14 protein-coding genes are annotated in these 22,207 nt (G+C 42.8%); 5 read left to right on the top strand and 9 right to left on the bottom strand.

Annotated elements, in window-relative coordinates:
* Window position 1: 1 nt before the first annotated feature.
* The 5 genes from JMY02_RS04670 to JMY02_RS04690 form a co-directional block, all read right to left on the bottom strand.
* On the bottom strand, window positions 2–1,570 hold the full coding sequence (locus tag JMY02_RS04670; RefSeq protein WP_227678414.1) for a DUF1513 domain-containing protein: 1,569 nt from the start codon (window positions 1,568–1,570) through the stop codon (window positions 2–4).
* Window positions 1,571–1,573: 3 nt separating this feature from the next.
* Entirely contained in the window at window positions 1,574–2,725 is a 1,152-nt protein-coding gene (locus JMY02_RS04675; RefSeq protein WP_201595747.1) for an imelysin family protein, read from the bottom strand.
* A 253-nt stretch (window positions 2,726–2,978) separates the two neighbouring features.
* Window positions 2,979–4,613 carry a di-heme oxidoreductase family protein gene (locus JMY02_RS04680; protein ID WP_201595750.1) on the bottom strand — a complete coding sequence of 545 codons (1,635 nt, stop codon included), beginning with the start codon at window positions 4,611–4,613 and terminating at the stop codon, window positions 2,979–2,981.
* A gap of 370 nt (window positions 4,614–4,983) precedes the next feature.
* Window positions 4,984–6,444, bottom strand: a complete 1,461-nt coding sequence (locus tag JMY02_RS04685) for an imelysin family protein (RefSeq protein ID WP_201595753.1) — start codon at window positions 6,442–6,444, stop codon at window positions 4,984–4,986.
* 350 nt (window positions 6,445–6,794) lie between these two features.
* Window positions 6,795–7,451 carry an OmpA family protein gene (locus JMY02_RS04690; RefSeq protein WP_201595755.1) on the bottom strand — a complete coding sequence of 219 codons (657 nt, stop codon included), beginning with the start codon at window positions 7,449–7,451 and terminating at the stop codon, window positions 6,795–6,797.
* A 410-nt stretch (window positions 7,452–7,861) separates the two neighbouring features.
* On the opposite strand from JMY02_RS04690, the gene JMY02_RS04695 reads away from it, so the two are divergent.
* The 5 genes from JMY02_RS04695 to minE all read left to right on the top strand — a co-directional run bounded on the left by JMY02_RS04695 (window position 7,862) and on the right by minE (window position 12,958).
* Window positions 7,862–8,824, top strand: coding sequence for an acyltransferase (locus JMY02_RS04695; RefSeq protein WP_201595758.1), 963 nt, complete (start codon window positions 7,862–7,864; stop codon window positions 8,822–8,824).
* Between the two features lie 582 nt (window positions 8,825–9,406).
* Entirely contained in the window at window positions 9,407–10,501 is a 1,095-nt protein-coding gene (locus tag JMY02_RS04700) for a hypothetical protein (protein ID WP_227678415.1), read from the top strand.
* A 97-nt stretch (window positions 10,502–10,598) separates the two neighbouring features.
* Window positions 10,599–11,444, top strand: coding sequence for a septum site-determining protein MinC (gene minC, locus JMY02_RS04705; RefSeq protein WP_201595761.1), 846 nt, complete (start codon window positions 10,599–10,601; stop codon window positions 11,442–11,444).
* Between the two features lie 408 nt (window positions 11,445–11,852).
* Window positions 11,853–12,665, top strand: coding sequence for a septum site-determining protein MinD (gene minD, locus JMY02_RS04710; protein ID WP_021813732.1), 813 nt, complete (start codon window positions 11,853–11,855; stop codon window positions 12,663–12,665).
* Between the two features lie 2 nt (window positions 12,666–12,667).
* Window positions 12,668–12,958 carry a cell division topological specificity factor MinE gene (gene minE / locus JMY02_RS04715; RefSeq protein WP_040642038.1) on the top strand — a complete coding sequence of 97 codons (291 nt, stop codon included), beginning with the start codon at window positions 12,668–12,670 and terminating at the stop codon, window positions 12,956–12,958.
* 143 nt (window positions 12,959–13,101) lie between these two features.
* On the opposite strand, the gene JMY02_RS04720 is transcribed toward minE, so the two are convergent.
* The 4 genes from JMY02_RS04720 to JMY02_RS04735 form a co-directional block, all read right to left on the bottom strand.
* Window positions 13,102–13,629, bottom strand: a complete 528-nt coding sequence (locus JMY02_RS04720) for a cytochrome b (RefSeq protein WP_201595764.1) — start codon at window positions 13,627–13,629, stop codon at window positions 13,102–13,104.
* 142 nt (window positions 13,630–13,771) lie between these two features.
* A complete protein-coding gene (locus tag JMY02_RS04725; RefSeq protein ID WP_201595767.1) occupies window positions 13,772–14,269 on the bottom strand; it encodes a hypothetical protein in 498 nt (165 codons plus the stop codon).
* A gap of 17 nt (window positions 14,270–14,286) precedes the next feature.
* Window positions 14,287–15,282: a chemotaxis protein CheB gene (locus JMY02_RS04730; protein ID WP_201595770.1), complete on the bottom strand. Its 996-nt coding sequence runs from the start codon at window positions 15,280–15,282 to the stop codon at window positions 14,287–14,289.
* Window positions 15,272–22,201, bottom strand: a complete 6,930-nt coding sequence (locus JMY02_RS04735) for an Hpt domain-containing protein (RefSeq protein ID WP_201595773.1) — start codon at window positions 22,199–22,201, stop codon at window positions 15,272–15,274. The genes JMY02_RS04730 and JMY02_RS04735 overlap by 11 nt, the downstream gene beginning before the upstream one ends.
* Between the last annotated feature and the right edge of the window lie 6 nt (window positions 22,202–22,207).

Consider the following 22,207-nt stretch of genomic DNA (forward strand, 5'->3'; position numbering starts at 1 on the left):
TTCAAAGCGCTTGCAAGTGATTGTCAAAGGACATCATATGGTATTGACTGTCGGCAAATATACGCCCAGCACTATCACTCGAGCTTATATCTGTCGCAGGTATGTCTCTTATAGATAACGTGGTCAACTGGCCTTGCCCATCACTAACAATAAAACCTGCTTTTTCACTATGCTCATGAGTTTGCTTAGTCTTGCTACTGCTATTGTTTGATAAAACCGATGCCCCTGCGCAGTCCGGCAGACTGACTGCATCAGTCAGTCTGTGCGTATTTAGGTCAAATATGGCGGCACAACCGCCAATCGGTGTGGTCACACATAATTGGTTACGCTCACTATCTACTGCCACGCTGGCAATATATTGATGAAAGCGCTGCCATTGATTATTGGGCATGATTAAAGGCCTAAAGTCAGTCTCACCGCGTTTATGAGTCAGTACTAATGGCACATTGATGTGCTTTGCGCCTTGAAACTGAATACCAATCATCACCGTGCCGTTGTCATGCATGGCTAAATGACGCACGCTCATCTGATTGTGCTCTGGCATAATTTGCTCAAGCAACGAGCCATCATGACGGTTGAGATAAACCAACGATGGACGCATAGTATCTAGATTTAGCTCTTCGCGCGACGCTCTTTCAGTTTTGATGCCTCCATTGGCGATAACTAACGTATCACCATCTGGATGTATGATCAGCTCATGCGGCCCAATACCGTGCGAATCAAATTCAGCTATTTTTTGATAATGATGACGAGCATCGTAGATACCAATTTTCCCAGCCAAGCTTATCGCATCATTTTCAGTCACATATAGCGTTGCGCCATCCAAGCTATAGCACGCATGCCCATAAAAATGACGATTGGCGGTGGCGGTAATCGCATATTTAACTTGCCCTATCGCCGTGTCCAATACCCAAAATTTTTCACTAGGACGACGACCCATCACCACGACGTCTCCATTTCTACTACCGATAAATGTACTTTGAATATCAGCAACGGGCTGAACCACAATATCGTGGACACGTTCAGGCATGGTCATCTGCCAAACGATTTGTCTATCCGCATCAATACCGACGACGCCAAAATCATTGGCATTGACGGTGTCGTCTCTGTCTTTTGTCAGTGTGATGTTTTTTGGCATAGAGGCGACGCCACTGACCCAAAATACAGGGCGCGCCAGCATGGTGGTGGTGTGTATAGCACTAAAATCAGTAGCGCCATTGTCGCACTCATTATCCTTTATTGAATCGATATGGTAAGCCTGTTGCCACGCAGCCGTTGCCTGTTGACAAGCGTAGCGAAAGCGCACGAGTGCTGGCTGCGAGATGGAGGGTAATGACTGCCACTGCGCCCGCACGCCCGTTACGTAGTCTTGCAAATTCGCAGCAGGCTGACGCTGTTTGCGATAGTGGTGATGGATACCGACCAGTGCTGCTGTGCCCATTACTGTCAATATTGACGTCACTAACAGTTCCTGAGCGAAAGTCCTCTCTACTTGTCTATTTTCTAACCTAGAAAATTCACAGGAATTTTCACTCACTGACATCGCTGGCGTGGCGTTGGTATTTTGCATGACTCAATCGCCATCAGTGCTGTTAAAGCCTACACGAATACCAAGTGTCGGAATCAGTTGACGCTTAATCAAACGAGTAATGACAGTCAGTTGATCAAGCAATTTTTGCTGGGTGGCTTTATCAGCAGTGGTTAAGTCTTCGGGCATCTGTGCCAATAATGTCGTGGTATCGGCAAGCGCCGTCGATAGACTATCCGCCACGTTGTTTTGGTTATTACTACCCAAAATAGTGATTAACACTGGATCGGTCAGCACTGTATTCAAAGTGGCCAATTTAGCATTAATAATAGCGCGGCTTTGGCCAGCAGTAGCTGCTGGTACATGACCTTTGGTCTTGCCATTTAGACCCAGTGGCTGCTCAATGGCATTTGATTTCATGGTCTCAACTAAAGACAATAAAGAATTGAACCATTGGTTCAAGCCTTGGTCGCTATCGCCCGTTTTATCAATTGCTAATAATTCGACTGAATTTTGCTGCCAGTTTTTCTCGATATCTTTTAGACGCGTGCTCAAAGCACTACTGGCACTCATGACATAAGCACATTGACCAGCGTTTAGACTATCATTGGCATACAACGCTTCTTCCAACCCTGGTACGCCTTGGACAATCGCACTCTCATTGGCGAGTTGCTCAGCAGTTAGGTTTGGATTGGCAGCAATAAGCTCAGCAACGCCGCTATGTACCAGTCCGCGCTCGTCAGGATAGTAATTGATATATAGATTGCTCATACTGGCAGTTGCAGGGCCAAAATTCACCATTTCAGCACTCGCCCATGCTTGTGCCAATACCAACCATTGATCACGCAATGCTTGTAGCTCATCACCGCTGACTGGTGCTTGCTGACAGTGCTTTTTTGCCAAATCATGTAATATATCACTTTGCTTGGCTGCATCAGCATATGCGGGAATAACTACATCATTGGCTACATGGGTCAAGTAAGTCTGCTCCGTATCGGCACTAATGTCTACGGCCGTTATTTGAGCCGCAGCGTCGCCCGTAACGGCTGTTGAGCTGGTAGAGGTGGCACTATCTTGTGCGACTTTTTGGCTGTCTACCTCTGGGGCTTTATTCTCATCAGCGGGCTTTACACAGCTGATAAGGAGGCCAGCGCTTAAAGCAGATAACGCCATTGCTAAAGCATGATTTATCTTCATAAATTTCTCGGTAATGTGATAAGCAATTATTTAACTCGTTATATTGATAATGTTATGAGGCAGATAAAATAAATACGGCCCTGTCTCTTTTATAGTCAGGTCGATATACAAAAGCGTCAGCGAGACTGGGATAAATTTTTTGTCGCATCGAGCTGCGTAGGCACAGTAAGCAAGAAAAATTTGTGCCAGTCTCGCGTCATGATCTCGTATATACATTTTATTTGGCATTGACTATATTTAGGATCAGCTATACTTATAATGATTTTAAGAAAGCATTCAGTTCAGCACGCCCTTGTTTATCCAATTTCAGCACGCTTTTTTGTTGCTTTTGTGCTTCTCCACCATGCCATAGTACTGCCTCCATGAGCGTACGAGCGCGGCCATCATGCAAAAACGTCGCTTGAGGATCAACCGTCTGAGCAAGACCGATGCCCCATAATGCTGGCGTACGCCACTCATAAGAGTTGGCTAAAAACTCAACTTGGAAAGTTTTGGGGGGCAATTTACCCGCAATCGTACGATCAGCCAAATCATCGCCCATATCATGAAGCAGTAAATCCGTATAAGGATAAATCACTTGTCCATGCTGCTCAAGGTGATCGTCATCGGTTTTTGGCAACTCATATCGTGGCGTATGGCAACTTTGACAACCCATATCATAAAAGCGTTTTTTGCCAGCCAATACCTGTTTGTCGTCGGCATTGCGGCGATGCGGTACGGCCAAATTGCGTGTATAAAACTCCACGAATTTTGCCACTTCATCATTCACTTCGACGGGTGGTTTACCATTGCCTTGCTCATCAGCCCCAGTTGCCGCGTTCATACAAGCCGTTTGCATCGGCATACAAGACTCATGCGGACGAATGTTCGACGTCAATCCCATATCTTCATTGAAGGCGCTTTGGTTTTGAGTAATGAGCTTGGTTTGACCCGCTTTCCAACCAAAACGTCCGAGCGCATGTTTGCCAGTTTGCGGATCCATTACCCAATTAAATTTACCACTAATATCACCATTTGCTTTCATAGCTTGATTTTTAATAGCCTCATCAGGGATTTGTTCTAGCAGCCCAAGCCCAATCATTGGCAAAGCAACCCGTGGCGACACCATCAGCTCATCATCAAATGGACCATAACCGGGATTGGTCAATGTAAAGGTTGGCGCGCGCAATGTCTCAATATGACCATCAGCAAACGTGACGGGTTTATCCGTCCACTGTACCGCGATTCTTGCTTCGGCAGGCACCCCTTGAATACCTCGATCTTGCAACTGACCGCCATACATCGGATGGGCAACTTTTTCGATCAATGAATTCTGCAACTGCTGACGCTGCTCATCAGTGGTCGCTGGCATAGCAAGGCGAATGAGCAAACTGTCCGCATCGTCTTCCGCGGTCATTGGTGCATGACCGCGACCATCTTTAATATGACACGATTGACAAGCAGCAACATTAAACAATGCCCCTAAGCCATCGCGGCTGTCGGTACTAGCAGGAGCGATCACCCACGGTTGCTTGAAAAAGGCATTGCCAATAAAAAAGTGCCCTTTACGCGAAGCTGGTAAGTTTGAAGAAGGTTTGGAGTAGCTCTCAGCACTGCTAATACTCAGTCCCGTATCACCGCCTTGCTTAATCTCTTGCGGATCAAAGCTTGCCAACTGCTGCATGGATACGCCAGCCAGCCTTTCTATGGTTTGGACACGTTGAGGTGCTACAACTGGATTTTTCTCAGTATGAGCAGCATTATCCCCCACATCGTCCGCTGGTTGACAGGCAGTCAAAGACAAAGCACATAAAATGCCCAGTGTCAGCTTCAATGGCGTGGTTTTAATGAGTAAACAAGAGGAGAGAGAGACAGATTTTTTGACTTTTAAGACAGTCGAGGTGTTCATAGAGAGTACCTTAGTTCTAACATAGAACCATCAAAATCGCATGTTATAGAACGCTTCATTGCTAGTCGATACTGCCTAAAATGGATATGCGACATTATAGAGTGAGACTGATACAAAATTTTCTTGCTTGCTGTGCCTGCGCAGACAGAGGCTGCAAAAATTTGTACCAGTCACACAGACTCTTTTTTATATTGACTTAACTATTTTTTAACACAATATAAAAAAACACGTTGCCAACTGCGGGCGGCAACGTGTGTATTATACCTACTTATTTTTCTATCAAAATAAGTAGGTATAAGCTAAGCTTATAACGAATTATCCAGCATTATGAATAGACATAGCCAACCGTTTTAAGCGTATTCATCTTCACTTAAAACTGCGACCCTGCGTCAGCGTCTAGATTATCAATACCAACCGCTTTGGCTGCATTTTCAATACCAGCAGTCAGTTCTTGTAAACTGTTGATACTGTTCTCAATCCAACTGCGACGGAGATTTTGTTCATCAGCTGAAATACCTTGTTCGCTTACTTGACCGGCTGTAGCGATCATTTGATCGACTTTGATATTTTCTTTTTCACCTTTTTCAACAATCACATTGAAAGTGGCTTCTACTTTTGCAAAATCAGCCGCCAATTTATCAGCCGCTTCTTGATTGCCGGTATCGACCAGATAGTTTTTGACACCATAACCACCGACGGTTTTGCCATCAACGGTCCTATAGCTACCATTAAAGACATTTTGGATACCGCGAGCATTGTTGGCATAGCTCAAATGCGTCAAATCACTAAAGCACTCGTGCTCATCTTCGGTAGAGCCTGTGACAAAAGCGACCTGCATACGCTCAGAAGCCAGCTCACCCAGTGCTAAGCTGCCCATTTGATACATAATCTGACGCAGACCGTTATCGTATTTGCGTGCTATAAAGTCACTGCGGAGGGTATTCTCGCTTTCAGGCTGCCATTCGGCTTCCATCGCCGTTAGATCATTAACTAATAATTGCGTGGCTGCTTTTAAGAACTCACCACGACGTGTACATACACTGCTATCTTCATTGACTGTATCGCCGCTGGTGCATTGACCCGCTTCAGTTGCATAATCGCTCACTGGACGATTGCCTGCCCCTTCGCCAACACCGTTGGTATCTTGACCCCATAACATAAATTCAATGGCATGATAACCAGTCGTCACATTGGCTTCACTACCACCAATCTCATTCATTTCTGCCAACAACTCAGGGGTAATTGTGCCAGTATCTTGTTTGACACTACCAACTGTAATGCTATCGCTATTGATGATATTATCTGGACTGTTGTACTCACCTTCATAGCTATCACTGACATAATCAATCAGCGCTTCATCAAGTGGCCAAGCATTTACTTGTCCCTCCCAGCTATCTATGCTGCCTATAGCACGTTTGTCATTGGCTGTGACAAAGCCTTCATCAAAACGGAAAATTTCAGTTTGTGAGTATGGCTGACGCGCGGCTTTATAGGCAGATTTTGCAGCGTCAAGATTTTCTTGCGTGGGTGTGGTTACGTACGTTTCGACTGCTGTTTGTAGCACTTTAGCAGTGTCTAACGAGTCTTTATAGGCTGCGTGCGCCATGTTTGCATAGCTTATCACCAGTCGATCGGTGTGGGCTTTATCAGCAGCTGACATGTTTGTCGTATCAGCTGCTTCTGTATTCTGTACCTCAGTTTGCGTCTCCGCATTAGCGGCAGTGTCTTCTTCAGTTTGCTTGGTACAACCTGACACCATCAACAGCCCTGCAAGCGCAGCAGCCAAAGTAGTTGGTAAAATCTTACGGCTCGTTACGGTGGTCATTGTCATACACATCCTCAAGAAATATAGCAAAAGAAAATTGGTTTAGATTAGGTCATACTGCCGCAATAATATCGTAGCTAGGTATATTTACTATTTACCATACACAATAAAATGCTTAATATTGCAGCAATATAAAATCTTTATAAAGTATAGTTTTATTGATAATCATTATCAATAATTAATTTCATATTATTGTCATCTTTTGTCTGTCATTGATACGCTGAAATAAACCAGTCAAAAGTACATATTAAATAGAATTCCGCACAAAAAAAAGACCAGCTCAGTGCTGATCTTTTTTATAAATAAAACTAAGATATACAGTCGTTATATAAAGAATACTTATATAAAACTAGTGATTAGTTGACGCTTTGTGGTGAGTTAATAGTTAATTCAACACGGCGATTTTGCTGGCGGCCATAATCAGTATTATTATCAGCTATTGGACGTGATTCGCCATAAGCAACAACATTGACACGGTTAGAAGCAACACCGCGCGATGTTAGATAATTGGCAACTGAATAAGCACGATCACGTGATAGACCCATATTGTATGAAGCTGAACCTCGGCTATCAGTATGACCTGCGATGTTTACTGTAGTCTTGTTATACTGATTCATCGTTGAAGCCAACTTATCAAGCGTTGGTTTGAAAGATGAATTTAGCGTAGCGTCATCGAATGAGAAAGTAATGCTACCTGGCATAACCAAATCGATGTTACCTGTGGTTGGGTTTTGCTCAACCGTCACGCCTGTACCAGCCATTTGTTGCTCAAGCTGCTTGGCTTGACGCTCCATATAATAGCCAACACCAGCACCCAAAGCTGCGCCGATAGCTGCATCACGACCTGTTTTATCACCACCTGTTGCTTTTGAAATTGTTGCGCCACCTGCCGCACCAACCAAAGTACCAAGCGCCGTTTTATTCAAACGTTGTTGTCCAGTGTTTGGATCAGTCGTACAACCACTAAGAGCCAAACCTGATGCTACTGCTGCGATTATTAATGTATTACGCATAATGTATTTCCTCTTAACTTAAAAGTGATGAATAAGTTGTGTTTTTTATAAATATGTTCCGATAATCCTTTATAGGTGCATATTTGCACTCGTGATTATTATGGCAATTACAATTTTATCGTGTGTAATATTTTGTCACATCTATGTATAAAAAGTGCAGGAAGCGTTTGCGGTTATCATACTTTTACGCCTTCGTGAATGTTATCACAAGTCACGTTTACACCCGTACACTATCAATCGTTTCTGCTAAAATTGTGCCACAGAATAAGCCATGACTATGCAGAGTACATAGAAGCTATGAATCAAGTCTCACCTTTATAAACAGTATTTGCGTTATTGATAAAAACCGATGAATTAACAAACCGATGATGAATAACTATATTGATAAGCGTGACCGAAAAGGAATGAGCATGCGACTAACCTCTACGATTCAAAAAATGCACAAACGTAGCCCTAAGCTGGGAAAAGCCGTTTCGCTTGCAACAGCAACTAGCGTCATCGCGACCAACAGCTTCGGTGGTAGTATTCCTTTATGGTTGATGGGGCTTGGCAAAACGCTTACTGGCGCACCGATTGCGGACAAAGCCGTCATAAAAATCGCCACTTATTGGATCAGTAGCAATAGTGCCTTAATCAACAATATGCTGCCGCGCAAAGACTGGCGTATCAACTTGCCTGCTGACGTTCATATCAATGGTAAATATTTGCTTGTCAGCAACCATCAGTCATGGGTTGACACCAGTGTCGTGCAATATATTGGCGAAAAACGCCTGCCATTGACACGATTTTTTACCAAATTTGAGCTGATCTATATCCCCATTGTAGGTCAAGCGTTTTATTTTTTAGACTTCCCAATGATGCGGCGATATTCCAAAGAAGCCGTGGCCAAAAACCCTGCCCTAAAAGGTAAAGACATTGAAGAAGCGAAGCGGGCTTGTGCCCTGTTGAAAAACAAACCATTTACCTTATTAAATTATCTAGAAGGTACTCGCTTCACCAAGATCAAGCACGCTCAGCAGCAGTCGCCCTACACGCATTTGCTCAAACCACGAGCAGGCGGCCTGTCATTGGCGATTAATGCGCTAGGCGCAGACATGGATGGTATATTAGATATGACCATTGTCTATCCGGATGGCGTACCAACTTATAGTGATCTATGGAAAGGTAACATTAAGCGCTTAGGCGTTGATGTCAGACATATCAAGATACCTGATGCCTTGTTTGCTGGCATTCAAAATGGTGGCTACGAAAATGACGACTCTGTGAAGGCGCAAATGTTTGCATGGGTTGAGCAAATATGGCGTGAAAAAGATCAGCTGATTACGGATATGCTGGCTGAATTTGAAACCAACCCCAAAACCGAAAAGACGTAAATATGATTAATTCTCCATAATAGTCAATGGACTATAAAAGAGAGGCAGAGAGACTGAGATAAATTTTTTGTAGCCTCTGTCTGCAACGGCACAGCAAGCCAGAAAGATTTATCCCAGTCTTGCATTATAATATCGTGTATCCATTTTATTTACTGTCAGCTATATAGGGCGTGTTTGATAATTCAACCATGGCACTGACAGAGACTATTTTTTAGGCGATTCGACGGTAAAAATAGTAAGTTTAGTCATTCTATACGGCTATTTTTATCAATGAAGCGGCAAAAAAGAGTCCTGTCCCCTGCTTTTATGATTGGGGTTGATGCTAAAACTGCCCCATACTGCGTTGCAAGTCTAGCTAAGGCATGAGCATTATCGTCAACTTGCGCCTTGTCTGGAACTGTTTTAGCGATCAGCAGTGCCTACTTGTGAATATCAAACACGCCCTAATAAAAGATGGGTTGTTTTTTGGAACGATTCATTGATAATGGGAGCAGTGATAAGCGTCTATTTTTACTGACTCAATAGTCGCGTATTTTATCTAAGCTGCTTCTTTATGCCATTTATTATTTATAAGGTTTGACTGTGTCCGCCTCCACTATTACTAGCTCGTCTCTAGACTCAGCACCCGTGCCAAATCAGTCGTCTCATCTATCGGACGATAAGCCGTCACGACCCAATCGTCCAAAACCAAGTCGCTTAAAACTCACTTACGATATTGTGATGATTATTGCCATCAGTATTGATCTATTATTGATCAGTACTGATGCGGTCTTGATGAGTGACTTTAGTCGCCATGTCGCAGGGTGGCTAACCATTAGCGATGCGCTCATCTGGTATCAAAACACCTTACATGATCCTTTACGTACAGCTGGTGGATTTTTTACCATATTTTTAATTATTGAATTATTGTTACGTTGGGCAGTTGCGATTAAACAAAAAATCTATTATCGCTGGTTCTTTTTTCCTTTTGTGCATTGGTACGAAGTGTTAGGCTGTTTTCCTCAACTACGAGCATTGCGTTTGTTTCGAGCAGTCGTTATCGGGCGACGTTTATACCAACTTGGCTACCAAGTGCTGCCACAGCCGTGGATCAATCGAATTAAATTCTATATTGACTTATTATTAGAAGAGTTATCTGACCGCGTCATATTGACAACTATTCAGAATTTTCGGCAACAACTGACCAATCCTGAGACACACAAATCGCTTATTGAATCCACGATTGCACGAAACCGTAATGAGATTGAGGCAGCACTGTTGTCTGTATTGCGTACAGAATTGGCCCCCAAATTACAGGAATTGACGGCAGCAGCAGGCGGCGGCAGTATATTGGCCAGCGAAATGGGCAATGCTATCGAAGAAGGATTGGCCAACACACCTGAGTTACGCCGCTATTTGCGCATGATCCCTATTGCTGGTAGCTTGATTGAATCGCAACTACAACACGTGGGACATAATATAGGTGAAAATATCGTTCACGCCTTGAATAAACGCCTCCTTGATCCTCAGCGTCTCGACTCATTGATGATGGCTATTGCGAGCGGTATTGCAAAAATAGACACGGATAATAGCGCGCTAGATACTTTAATTTCTAGTATCATTGATGACAGTTTGACGGAATTTGAAGCCCAAGTAAAAGTACAACAATGGAAGCATCAAGACATGCTCAATCTATGACCAATCATCCGACTTAACCATAAAATAAACAGTACGACTCGATAATAAAAACAGCATCGCGAATACAGCGACAGAATTATCTTTTGAGGATTTATATATGACAGTTTCAGGCAACGACAATCAGGACTCGATCGCCGTACCAGCATTGGCGTTTTATGGCAAAATGCTGACCTTTTCACGTTTGCAATTCAGTACAGATGATCTAGGCGTTATTGAAGCCCAGCTTGCTGAAACGCTAAGTAACAAATCCAGCAATATCCCAGTTCTCATTGATAGTGAGGTTGAGCAAGATCTATCAGCATTGGTAGAGTTGTTGTGGTCATGGGGTTTACAGCCCATCGGCGTAGTAACAGGGATGCTCGATTCACAAGCACGCGCACAGCGATTGGCCATATTTCCCGCCGATGGCAAACGCATTGAGCGGATTTTGGCCAATAAAAAAACCGTTACTCAAATTAGCAAAGCTCCAGAGAATACAAGCGAATTACCAGAGGATAAAAGCGCAGACTTGGCTGGCAGTAGCGACACTGCTACCATTGACAAGTCGGCTGTGGAAACAACGATAGCAGAGCTCACAGCAGAGACTTTATTGAGCGCTGAGCATATTACCAGCTTGATCTATGACCAAATGCTACGCTCAGGACAAAGCCTCAACCACGTCGGCGGCGACTTAATTTTGACTGATAGTGTCAATAGCGGCGCTGAAGCCATCACTGACAACAATCTGCATGTCTATGGTCGCGCCCAAGGTCGATTGGTTGCAGGAGCAACAGGCGACAAAGATGCTCGTATTTTCTGTCAGGTTTTTAATCCTTCACTGGTTTCGGTGGCGGGTACTTATTGTTTGCGAGACAACTTACCCGAGCATGTGATCGATAAATCAGTACAAGTGAGGTTTATAGAAGGTGAAGGCTTGGTATTTACCGTTATGGATGATGCCTAAGTTAACATGCTATTGAAAACCATAAACGTTCAAATGGTTATTAGAAAAATACAAAGCTGAGCCAAGCAATTTTTCATAAAATACTCTGAGGTGATTGGATTCATTATTAGCGTAAGTTTATTTAACAAAAATACTCTATGATGAATCTCTGGCTCTGCCACTATCTACCTTGTTCATGAGCGTTTATTTTATCATTCACAAAAGGCTGTATTGGCTAAAAAACGTTAGGTAACCATAGCGAATGGCTTACTGATACGCTGTTTTTTGGCTTTAGCATTGACTTGCTATAAATTTTTGTTTATTTGTGCTAGGCTAGCTTCGCAGGTAGTGCATGCTTAGTATGTGAATAATATGTAATTGCGCTATTTATATAAAAGATATCCCATTGATTCATAGGAGTGTGCCATTGTGGCGAAGATAGTTGTAATCACTTCAGGTAAAGGCGGTGTGGGCAAAACCACGACAAGTGCCTCTTTTGCCGCCGGCTTAGCATTGCGTGGCTATAAAACAGTCGTTATCGATTTTGATGTGGGTCTACGTAATCTAGACTTGATCATGGGTTGTGAGAACCGAATTGTTTACGATTTTGTTGATGTCATCAACGGTAATGCTCGTTTGTCGCAAGCACTTGTCAAAGATAAACAACTCGAAAATTTGTACATCCTACCCGCCAGTCAAACGCGTGATAAAGACGCACTGACGGATGAAGGGGTGGCAGAGATTATGGCTGAGCTGTCTAAACAGTTTGACTATATTATCTGTGATTCACCTGCGGGTATCGAGCGCGGTGCGCAGTTGGCAATGTACCATGCGGATGAGGCGATTATTGTTACTAACCCTGAGATTTCTTCAGTACGTGACTCAGACCGTATTATTGGTATTTTGCAAAGCCAAACCAAAAAAGTTGAAGAAAATCAAGGTTCTGTACGTGAGCATCTGATTATTACTCGTTATAACGCCGAACGGGCAGCAGCCAACGAGATGATGGATATTGATACGATTTCTAACGATATCTTAAAAGTGCCCTTACTTGGGGTTGTTCCTGAAAGCCATTCGGTTCTTGAAGCATCGAACCATGGTGAGCCAGTTATTCATTATACCGACTCTATTGCTGGTCAATGTTATGATGACATTGTCGCCCGTTTCTTAGGCGAAGAACGCCCATTACGTCATATTGATGTGAAGAAAAAGAGTCTATTACAGCGTTGGTTTGGAGGTTAATGATGACGAAGAAAAAAGGATTTTGGAGTAGCCTATTTGGTACTGATGACAACAATAGTGGCGGTAGTGCTAATTTAGCGACTGAACGCCTTAAGGTCATTGTTGCTAGTGAAAATCGCTTAAACAACCGCCTAACCGTTGATCGTATCGAAAAAATGAAACGTGAGATATTAGAAGTGGTTAATAAGTATGTCAATGGCGTACAGATAGATGATGTCAATATCAATCATCGTTCTGAGGACAGCTTAGATGTATTAGAGATGAATATCAATTTGCCTGAGCATAAAAAATAATTTGCTGCATCAGACTTATTTAGCTTACTAAATATAGTAAGTGTATTCACAAAAAACCCTAAGTATTCGTACTTAGGGTTTTTTATATGCGTTTTTTAGGTAGAAAAAAATACTTTCATCGATAAAAAACCGCTTAAAGTCAATTATTTCATACGTGCCATTAAATTGTCTTTTTTCACGAACTGATGATATAAAGCAGCGGCAATATGAATAAGCGTGAATGCAATGATTGTTGGCCAGATAATCTCAGTATGCAAATCATTATAAAAGCGGGCTAAACCTCGATCTGGAGTCACAAACACAGGGATTTGAAACAAGCCAAAAATATCAACAGGTCGACCACCATAAACAGACATCAATAAACCCGCCATTGGCATGGCAATTAGTAGCGCATAAAGTCCAAAATGCGACAATTTTGATAGTAACAATTGCCATTTTGGCATGGATATTGGCGGCGGTGCTTTAGTCACTACACGGTTAATTACCCGTGCTATCATCCAAAACAATAAGCTGATGCCAAAAGATTTATGCAATCCGATATAAAGGTTACTATCAAGATTGTCGTACAAAAATATCATTACCCATGTGACCAGTAATAAAACTGCACTGATCCAGTGAAAAATACGACTACTGACAGACCACTTTGATAAGTGTGAACTTGTATTACTCATGCGCTATCCCATTGTCCTTATCACTCATTATCTACAATCAATGTCATAGACAAAATAGCCACTTATCCAGCGATTAGAAATAAGCAAAATTTCTAGGCTAATATCTTGATAGCCAAGAATTCACTCAAATATAGACGAGCAACTAACTGTCTAAATCAATTAATTGATGCGCAATTTTATCCAAATCTGGCACCAAGTAAGTTTTGTCATCAATCATAACGGTTTGAAAAAGGTAGGATAGCACAACGTTTTCATTAGCAGGTACTACAGTTTTGTCGATATCTGTATGATTAAGTTGCTCAGGAATATCGATATCTTTGACTTGAGAAATACGTACTTGTAATTGATGGAGCTCGCCTGCCGTTTGCAATGCTAAGCGATGCTCTGAGGTATTACCCTCTAACACTATTATTTTATCTGGCGACTGATCCTGTGGTAGTAGATGAAATACCACCACTGCTTGCTGCTGCCAATCATATGTTGAGACACTTTCTTCATAGTCATCCACACTCAAAATCAAGCTGCTTGGGATAAGCCAGTCAGGTTGGTTAAAGGCAGGAACAATCGTAACATCAAGCATACCCTTGCTAGTGGTCAGTAAGCTTACCGCTTCAAACGAGTGTTTCAAAATTTGTTTCATACATCGCTCACCATAAGTTAATGCGAAGAGGCTGTCACCGCCCTTTCACCAATATAATCTGTAAGTTTTTGCGCCAGATCTGCTGGACTACCAACAAAGCTGCAATATCCTGAATCAATGATCGCCTGAGGTTGACTTGGACAAGCACTTAAACTTGGATCTTGCGCCCACAACTGACTGTTGTTTTCTTGAATGACATCCAAATATTGCGAGCCATCGTTACCCATACCTGAAAATATAATATTGATAAGCTCACTACCATAAACGTCGCTGGTATTTTTGAGGATTTGACCAATGGCAGGCTTATATTCACCACTCCATGCTTCATCTAACAATATCACACGACCTGTCGAGTCACAGACGATCTGCTTATCAATGGGTGCTATGAGGCAATGACCTGCTCGTAAGCGCTGTGAAGATGCAATCACCTGACAATGCCAATTATTATGGCGGTTGAGTATACGTGGCAAGGTATCAATCATAGTTTTATTAAAATGATGTGCCAGTAAGATAGAAACTGGTAGCATAGGTGACAAGTTGTCTAAAAACTCTTTAATCGCACTAGGACCACCCATAGACGCGCCCAAAAACACAACATAATGCCAATCTGCTTCCGTATTATCCTTCTTATAAACTAAATCATTGACCAACACAGGTAACGCGAACATGTGCGCAAGCTTACGCTTTAATTTGCGCTGCCACTTGGCATATTGCGGCGCTTCGTTAAGATAAGGTGCTTGACTAAATCCAACCAACACTGCGGCTGGTTTGGAAACAGTCGTGGCCATCATAACATTGTCATCATAGTCGCTATCTATCAGCCAAATATCGACTGCTACCTCAACACTCTCTTGCAGTTGCGCTCGTGACATACAACCAACGAGGATAAAACCACAACTGCGTATGGTATCCGAAAAAGCCATACGCTGATGATGATCTTCTGCTACGACCATCACCCTAATCTCATTCTTGTTTTTTTTTCTTAGTGCCAAGATACGTGCATTATCCTTCATGAGTCAGGCTAACCTTTTTGCCCAATATCCCCTGAATTTTATTAAGCAGCTCCTGCTCTTGGAATGGCTTACCCATGTAATCATTTACCCCAATTTCTAACGCACGCTCACGATGCTTCTCGCCCGTACGTGAGGTAATCATGATAATAGGAATATGCTGTAAACGCTGATTATATCTGACTTGAGTTGCGACCTCAAAGCCATCCATCCGTGGCATTTCGATATCCAGCAATATCATATCTGGCGTGGTGTCTTGTAATATCTCAATTGCATCAATACCATCTTTTGCTACTGCCACATTAAACCCTTGGCGCTCCAAGAAGCGTGACGTCACTTTGCGTACGGTGACTGAATCATCAACGACTAAGATAGTAGACTTAAACGCTATACTCTTTCGTTTAGATTCAGCAGATTTCGACATATTTTTAACCAGCTGTGCATTGCGCATCAAAGCAATCAGATCCAAGATAAGCATGACCGAGCCGTCGCCCATAATGGTCGCTGCTGAAATCCCTGGCAGATTTGACAACTGTTTTCCTAATGGTTTTACCACTACTTCAATACGTGATCCTGCAATTTGATCAACCTGCAAAGCAATATTGTGTCCAGTACGGTTTTTAATAATAATAAGTGGCAGACTGGTATTGGTATTGACGACCAGTTCGTTCAATTTATTACCCGATAAAATCTCATTTAAATAGCGAACCCGATAATCAACATCTTCAAAATTTAGCGTGGCAGCATTTGACTGATAATAATCGTAAAGTTTTTCTGGATTGACACGAACCACACGCTCGATTTGCACCAGTGGTATCGCATAATAACGATCTGCCGCCCTAACCACCAACGCATCAGACACTGCCACAGTCAGAGGTAAACGCATCGTGAAGCGCGATCCCTGACCCAGCTCTGAAACAACCGAGACCGCACCGCCCAATTGGCGAATCTCACTAATAACCACATCCATACCAACGCCGCGCCCAGAAATCTGCGTCACTTGCTTACTGGTACTCAGTCCAGCATTAAAAATGTATTGCATGATATCAAGGTCAGTTAAACTATAATCGTCTGCATTAATGAGACCTTGAGAGATGGCTTTGTTACGTACGGCTTCTACATCGATGCCACGACCATCATCTGACAGCTCAATGACAATCTCACTGCCTTCGCGATGTACTTCAAGCGTGATATGCCCACTACGTTCTTTACCTGCTCTTAGACGCGTCGATGTATTTTCGATACCATGATCGACGGCGTTGCGTAGCATATGTTCAAGCGGCGAGGTAATACGCTCTAGGATGGTTCTGTCCATCTCGTCGTCAGCATTAATAATCGTCAACTCAACAGACTTGTTCAGCTCATTGGCAGTCTGACGCACGATACGCTCAAGACGTGGTGTCAGACGCGTAAATGGCACCATACGCGAGTTCATAAGACCATCTTGCAACTCAGTTTGCGTGCGTGCTAACTGCAACAAAAGACTCTCACTATCACGTATCTTCTCTAGCAATGTATGGTTAATATCGACCAAATCCGATGCGGATTCTGTCAAGGATTTTGATAACTGATTCAAAGAAGAGTATTGATCCATTTCGAGAGGATCAAAATCTTCATTCTGAATCAGCTCATCGTCGATTTGCGACAGAATTTGTGCCTCAAGCTCGATTTCCATTCGGCGTAACTGATCCGCCAAACGCTGTACCGTAGTTCCCATATCTTCAATACTGTTGGTCAAGCTGGTTATGCCCATATCAATACGAGCACGGTTAATGGCTGATTCACCAGACAGGTTGATCATATGCTCAATCAACCCCCCTGAAATACGAATCATCTCATTGTTATTATCAGCTTGATCGTCTTCATTGACGCTACTGAGCATAGACGGCATTTCACTAATATCTTTTGCAAGGTACTGTGAATCCTGCTTTGCTTTAGCAATAAAGATGGCTTCACGCTGTGCTTGTAGAGACTCTTTGGGTATTTGTTTTAAGCTATCAGGGTTTTTACCAAACTGTTGCAATGCTTCAATTAATAGCGCAGGCGTCGGTGGATTGACCTGCTGTCTAAGAATAGACACTGCATCAGCCAGCCAATCATGACTGGCGACTAGCAACTCTAATACTTTCTTGGTGGCGGGACGGCGACCATTCACAAAATCCTTATAAACTGCCTCCATTTCATGAGCCAGATCAGCGATACCAGTCGCCGTAACCATTCGCGCACCACCTTTGATGGTATGCAAATCACGCTGAAGCGCTTGTAACGCGGTGGTATTGTTGGTATCTTTTAAGAATAAATGCAGATATTTATTACGATTGGTAAGTTCTTCTGCTTCTTCTAAAAACACCGCCAATATATCAGGGTCAGGTAAGCCATTCGCCCATGACTGCTGAATCATTCTATCCAAACTTAAGGTATCTGCTTCGTCACTACTATCAGTATTTTCAGCATTCTTACTTTGCGTATCAGATTCAAAACTATGTTTAGGTACGGGTATAATGAGCTCTACCGTTTCTGGCAATGTTTTTGCTTTTTCAAACTGTTGTAGCTGCTCAATCAGCTCTGATGCAAAAAATGATTGTTTATAATTCGCGATATGCATCACTTGCAACGACATCGTGTCCTGTACCATTTGCATAATTTCGAGCCATTGCGCTGTTGGGGCTCTTCTGTTCTCTACAAATGACTCATAAACACTCTCAGCTTCGTGCGTCAGATCGCCAATACTACGGATACCCGCCATCCGTGCGCCACCTTTGATAGTATGAAGGTGACGTTGCAAAACTTTTAATGAGTTGATATTGGTTATATCAGTGCGCCATTTATTAAAACTCTCATCTAGCGCTGCATCCAGCTCTTGGGCCTCTTCTAAAAAGATTTCTAATAGCTCAGCATCTGTGTCAATAGACTCAAGCTCAAGCTCAGGTGCTGAGACACTTCGAACGATAAAAGCACCGTCATCATTGTTGTCATCATCCTGATAAATACTGTGTAGATCCTCAAGCACTTGATTGTTCACTTTCAATGACGTACTACCAGCCAATGCATCAAATAAACCGACTACCTGAGCGTGCCCAGCATGTAATATGGCTTGAATGTTTGTATCCCTTGCTTTATCAAGATTGTCACTCAAGTAAATATACGTATTGCCTAGCTCATTAAGGATTAAAGTAAACTTTGGAAACGCTTGTGCTTTATTGGCCAAATGGTGTATTTGCGATATTTGGCGCTTTATATAGCCCTGAATATGTTCTATTTCAGAATGATTGAGAGCGGCATCTAGTTCCCATTCCGCATCTAATAATTCATCAATATTATTATCTAACAGCTGCTCTATCGTCGGTTTTTTATCAGATACGGCCTTAGTATCGCTAGTGATATGTTGCTCATCAAGCATGGCCTGTAACGATGAGATGTCTTGTTGGCTCTGCATCTCTTCTACTGCTACGTTTTGCGGCTGAACGTTTTGTTTATAATGGTCCAAATAACCATCCATCAGCGTGGCAGATTTGGCTAATGCCTCTAGATGCTGAGCATTCATGGCAGTATCTTGTTGTTGTAACAACTCCAAACTATGCTCTATGGTCGCGCTCACTTCGCTGATGGCCGCTAGCGCACTTGAGCCAGAAGCCCCTCTCAAAGTATGAAAGGCGCGTACGATTTCATCCGTGACTTCAACATAAGGCTCATCTTTATGCTCATCAACAAATTGATTAATATCCTGTAATAAGCCTTCCGCCTCGTCGATAAAGATCTCACAAAATGCTTTTTCTTTTTCACTTTGAGGCGCTAAGACAATAGCTGCGTCTGCTATCATTTCGTTGACGCAGTTGATCGTCTGTAGTGTGATGTCTATCTCTTCATTGGTATTATCATGAATGAGGTACGTATTATCTGAACCAGATAGCTCAAATCCGACTGAGCTTTGATTTTCCTCATACTCAGAGTCATTTGATGCTGGCTCATACGGCTGCGCAAATAAATCAGTGTAGCTAAATTCATCATGTTGCTGCTTACTATAAAATTTCGCGCAGGCAATCCATAAGGGTATCATCTCTGGATAGTCTTGGCTGTCGTGCTCAAATACCGTCAGCATCTTGGGATAAGCGGCCAATACATCTGCAATCAGCTGACACATATCCTCTGAGACAACAACGCTACGATCCAAGATGCGATTAAGCATATCTTCTATAGCCCATGCCAGCTCAGCCGTATAATGAGCCCCTACCATACGACCTGAACCTTTTAAGGTATGAAAGCCGCGGCGGATGTCTACCAGTCCGCTCAAATCAGTGATTGATAGCCGCCAATCTTCAAATAAAGGAGCGATGTCAATCAATACTTCATTGGCTTCTTCTAGAAATATCTCTTTAATATCAGGGTCTGCATCACTAGCATCTGCTGGTAACTGCTCGATTTTTTGCATAAAAGGGACAAGCACCGCTGGAATCGCTAAAGTAGCTAATGGTGCAGCTATCTTTTTATTTTCACTGTCATTACTTGTCTTGTCAGAATCGTAAACGGTATCCAGAAGCATTGACGCCTCAACGTCAATGGTTGCGCTGAATACGTCCGATTCTGAGCGGTTTGCTAAAACAGATTGATTGTTATCGGATGCGGTTTCACTGTCAGTAAGCGCAGGCACAGGTAGACCAGTATTGATAGGCTGCTGCGCCATCAAATTATGGCTTTGCAAAATAATGACAGCAGGATCAAAGCTTGGAGATTGCTGCGCTTCAAAATCGGCCACCAATGCTGGTAGGTGTTTCGTTGTCTCTATGACCAGATTTACCACTTCATCTGTGACAGATAGCGTCTTATCCAAAAGGCGATTTAGTAGGTTTTCGATTGACCATGCCATTTCACTGATACTAAAAGCACCGACCATACGGCCTGAGCCTTTTAAAGTATGGAAGCCTCGACGCACTTCAGTTAGTGGGGTTAAATCCTGTGAGTCCTGCTGCCAAATCGGCAGGAAATCTTCTAGATCAGAGACTACCTCTGTCACCTCTTCAATAAAGATGTCACGGATATCTGCGTCCATTTCGAAGTTGTCAGGTTTAATTTGCTCACGAACGCGCGTTAACGCTTCACTCTCTACAACATTATTAACGGTATTGCTATCAACAGTATGGTCGCCAATATTATTAGTATCTTCATTATCGACGTCTGAAACGATAACAGGGGCAATCTCGCCACTATCATCATAACGAAGTACATTCATCGCTGCTGGCTTTTGTGTAAGAAAAGTATCGTTGATCGTCTCTGGTGCTTCAATATAAACATTAAGTAGCTGTATGGCTTTGGTCGTATACTCATTTGCTTGAGTCAATAACTGCTGATCAAAGACCTGTTGTGCAAGATAATCAAGCAACAATTCAATAGAGATTAAAGCCTCAGCCAATGCTTGAATCACATCCCAGCTGAGCACTGCAATATTATGATTTGCCAATTGTGCAAATATACTGGCCATCTCATCTATGGTTTGACGAATTGCTGGCAAACCCATATCAGCGAAAGCATCGCCAATAGCGGTAAAATCAGCTGCATCTGGCAACAGATGAATGTTTTGGCGCTGTACGTATTCATCGAAACTTTGTTTTACTTCTTCTACTGCGATGCGCAACTCACGCAAATCTGCACCAGCAGAAGCGACGTCATGATTATCCTCAATCTCATTATCCACACTATCAAGTGCTTCAGACCCTGTGATAAAAGAGGCCGCGCCCCCTATCTTAATAGATATTGTTTGTTCGGTATTATAGATAGCACTATATAACTCTTGCAGCTTGCGCTCAATCTGCCATTGCTCTTGTGCAAAACCATTTTCTGATGATAAAGCGTGCTCGATATCCGTAAGGATTGACTCGACTTGCGACACATAATATGTCCAGCCTCGCCTCTCAAGTTGACTTTTTACTTTTTGTAAAGGCGTTAAAAGCGTGTCTGGTTTATCTAAATTAAAGATAAGTGTCTCAAGCTCACCAAGTATCCGTGATAGAAAACGTGGAGCGGTTGGCGCACTCTGCGATAGACCGTTTAATATAGATTGAGTGGTCGTGCTACTTTGGCCAAGACCACTTAATTCGATATAGATTTTTAAAATTAAGCTTCTGATAACGCTTGAGGGTAGCTCAGCTTGATTGGCACAAGGCTCTATCATTTGCTCAAGTTGACTTAATAATGGCGCATACTGCTCAGGTAATGGTGTGTCATTGTGCGTAAGATCAGTTAGCCACAGTTCAGTCAAATACCAAAGGCGCTGCAAATCGCCATTTTGCGTGGTTTGCCACAAATATTGGCTTACCGTTTTTAACACGGTCAGTAAAGATGATTGATTGCTATTAATAACCAATAACGATTGTACTTGCTGACGCCAAGCCAGTAATAACTGTTGATAATGATGATCGTCCAAATGCGTCATCATTCGACTTGCAGGTACTATCACCTCAATATTATCGATGATATTGTTATCGACATCATTGTATGAATGCTGATATTGGTTATCGGTAAGGCCTACCAGCGAGTCTGTCGCTATACCCAGTTTTGACAATGCTTGCGTCAGTTCATCAGCGGCTTTATGAATTAAAGCAATATGATGACTGCTCGTACGTGCATACTGATTCAGCTCACGTTGCAACAGCCCATGAGAAAACTGACCAATCCGGTGGTGATAAGTAGAGAGACGATCATGACGGCTTGCTTCTGCCAGTAAACTCAGTTTGTTAGCGAGGTTTGCTAGCAAAGGAAAGCGAATCATGGTCAACGCCCCACCAATCTGATGGTAAGGCTCTATCATCCGCTCATAATCAGTGCTATCCGCACCTAATTGCCAGCCATCAGATACCTGTGATAATTGCTGATTAAATAGTGGCAATAACCACTCAAGCGTCACTATGTCATTGGGCTGGTTTTTCATAGGTTT

The sequence above is a fragment of the Psychrobacter vallis genome, from assembly GCF_904846715.1.
Taxonomy (GTDB): Bacteria; Pseudomonadota; Gammaproteobacteria; order Pseudomonadales; family Moraxellaceae; genus Psychrobacter; species Psychrobacter vallis.

What these genes read in the sequence shown, in the direction of transcription:
- minE (WP_040642038.1), top strand. Translation starts at nt 12,668, where the DNA reads ATGACGAAGAAAAAAGGATTTTGGAGTAGCCTATTTGGTACTGATGAC.
- JMY02_RS04690 (WP_201595755.1), bottom strand. Translation starts at nt 7,451, where the DNA reads ATGCGTAATACATTAATAATCGCAGCAGTAGCATCAGGTTTGGCTCTT.
- JMY02_RS04695 (WP_201595758.1), top strand. Translation starts at nt 7,862, where the DNA reads ATGCGACTAACCTCTACGATTCAAAAAATGCACAAACGTAGCCCTAAG.
- JMY02_RS04680 (WP_201595750.1), bottom strand. Translation starts at nt 4,613, where the DNA reads ATGAACACCTCGACTGTCTTAAAAGTCAAAAAATCTGTCTCTCTCTCC.
- JMY02_RS04720 (WP_201595764.1), bottom strand. Translation starts at nt 13,629, where the DNA reads ATGAGTAATACAAGTTCACACTTATCAAAGTGGTCTGTCAGTAGTCGT.
- JMY02_RS04670 (WP_227678414.1), bottom strand. Translation starts at nt 1,570, where the DNA reads ATGCAAAATACCAACGCCACGCCAGCGATGTCAGTGAGTGAAAATTCC.
- JMY02_RS04685 (WP_201595753.1), bottom strand. Translation starts at nt 6,444, where the DNA reads ATGACAATGACCACCGTAACGAGCCGTAAGATTTTACCAACTACTTTG.
- JMY02_RS04735 (WP_201595773.1), bottom strand. Translation starts at nt 22,201, where the DNA reads ATGAAAAACCAGCCCAATGACATAGTGACGCTTGAGTGGTTATTGCCA.
- JMY02_RS04675 (WP_201595747.1), bottom strand. Translation starts at nt 2,725, where the DNA reads ATGAAGATAAATCATGCTTTAGCAATGGCGTTATCTGCTTTAAGCGCT.
- JMY02_RS04730 (WP_201595770.1), bottom strand. Translation starts at nt 15,282, where the DNA reads ATGAAGGATAATGCACGTATCTTGGCACTAAGAAAAAAAAACAAGAAT.
- minC (WP_201595761.1), top strand. Translation starts at nt 10,599, where the DNA reads ATGACAGTTTCAGGCAACGACAATCAGGACTCGATCGCCGTACCAGCA.
- JMY02_RS04725 (WP_201595767.1), bottom strand. Translation starts at nt 14,269, where the DNA reads ATGAAACAAATTTTGAAACACTCGTTTGAAGCGGTAAGCTTACTGACC.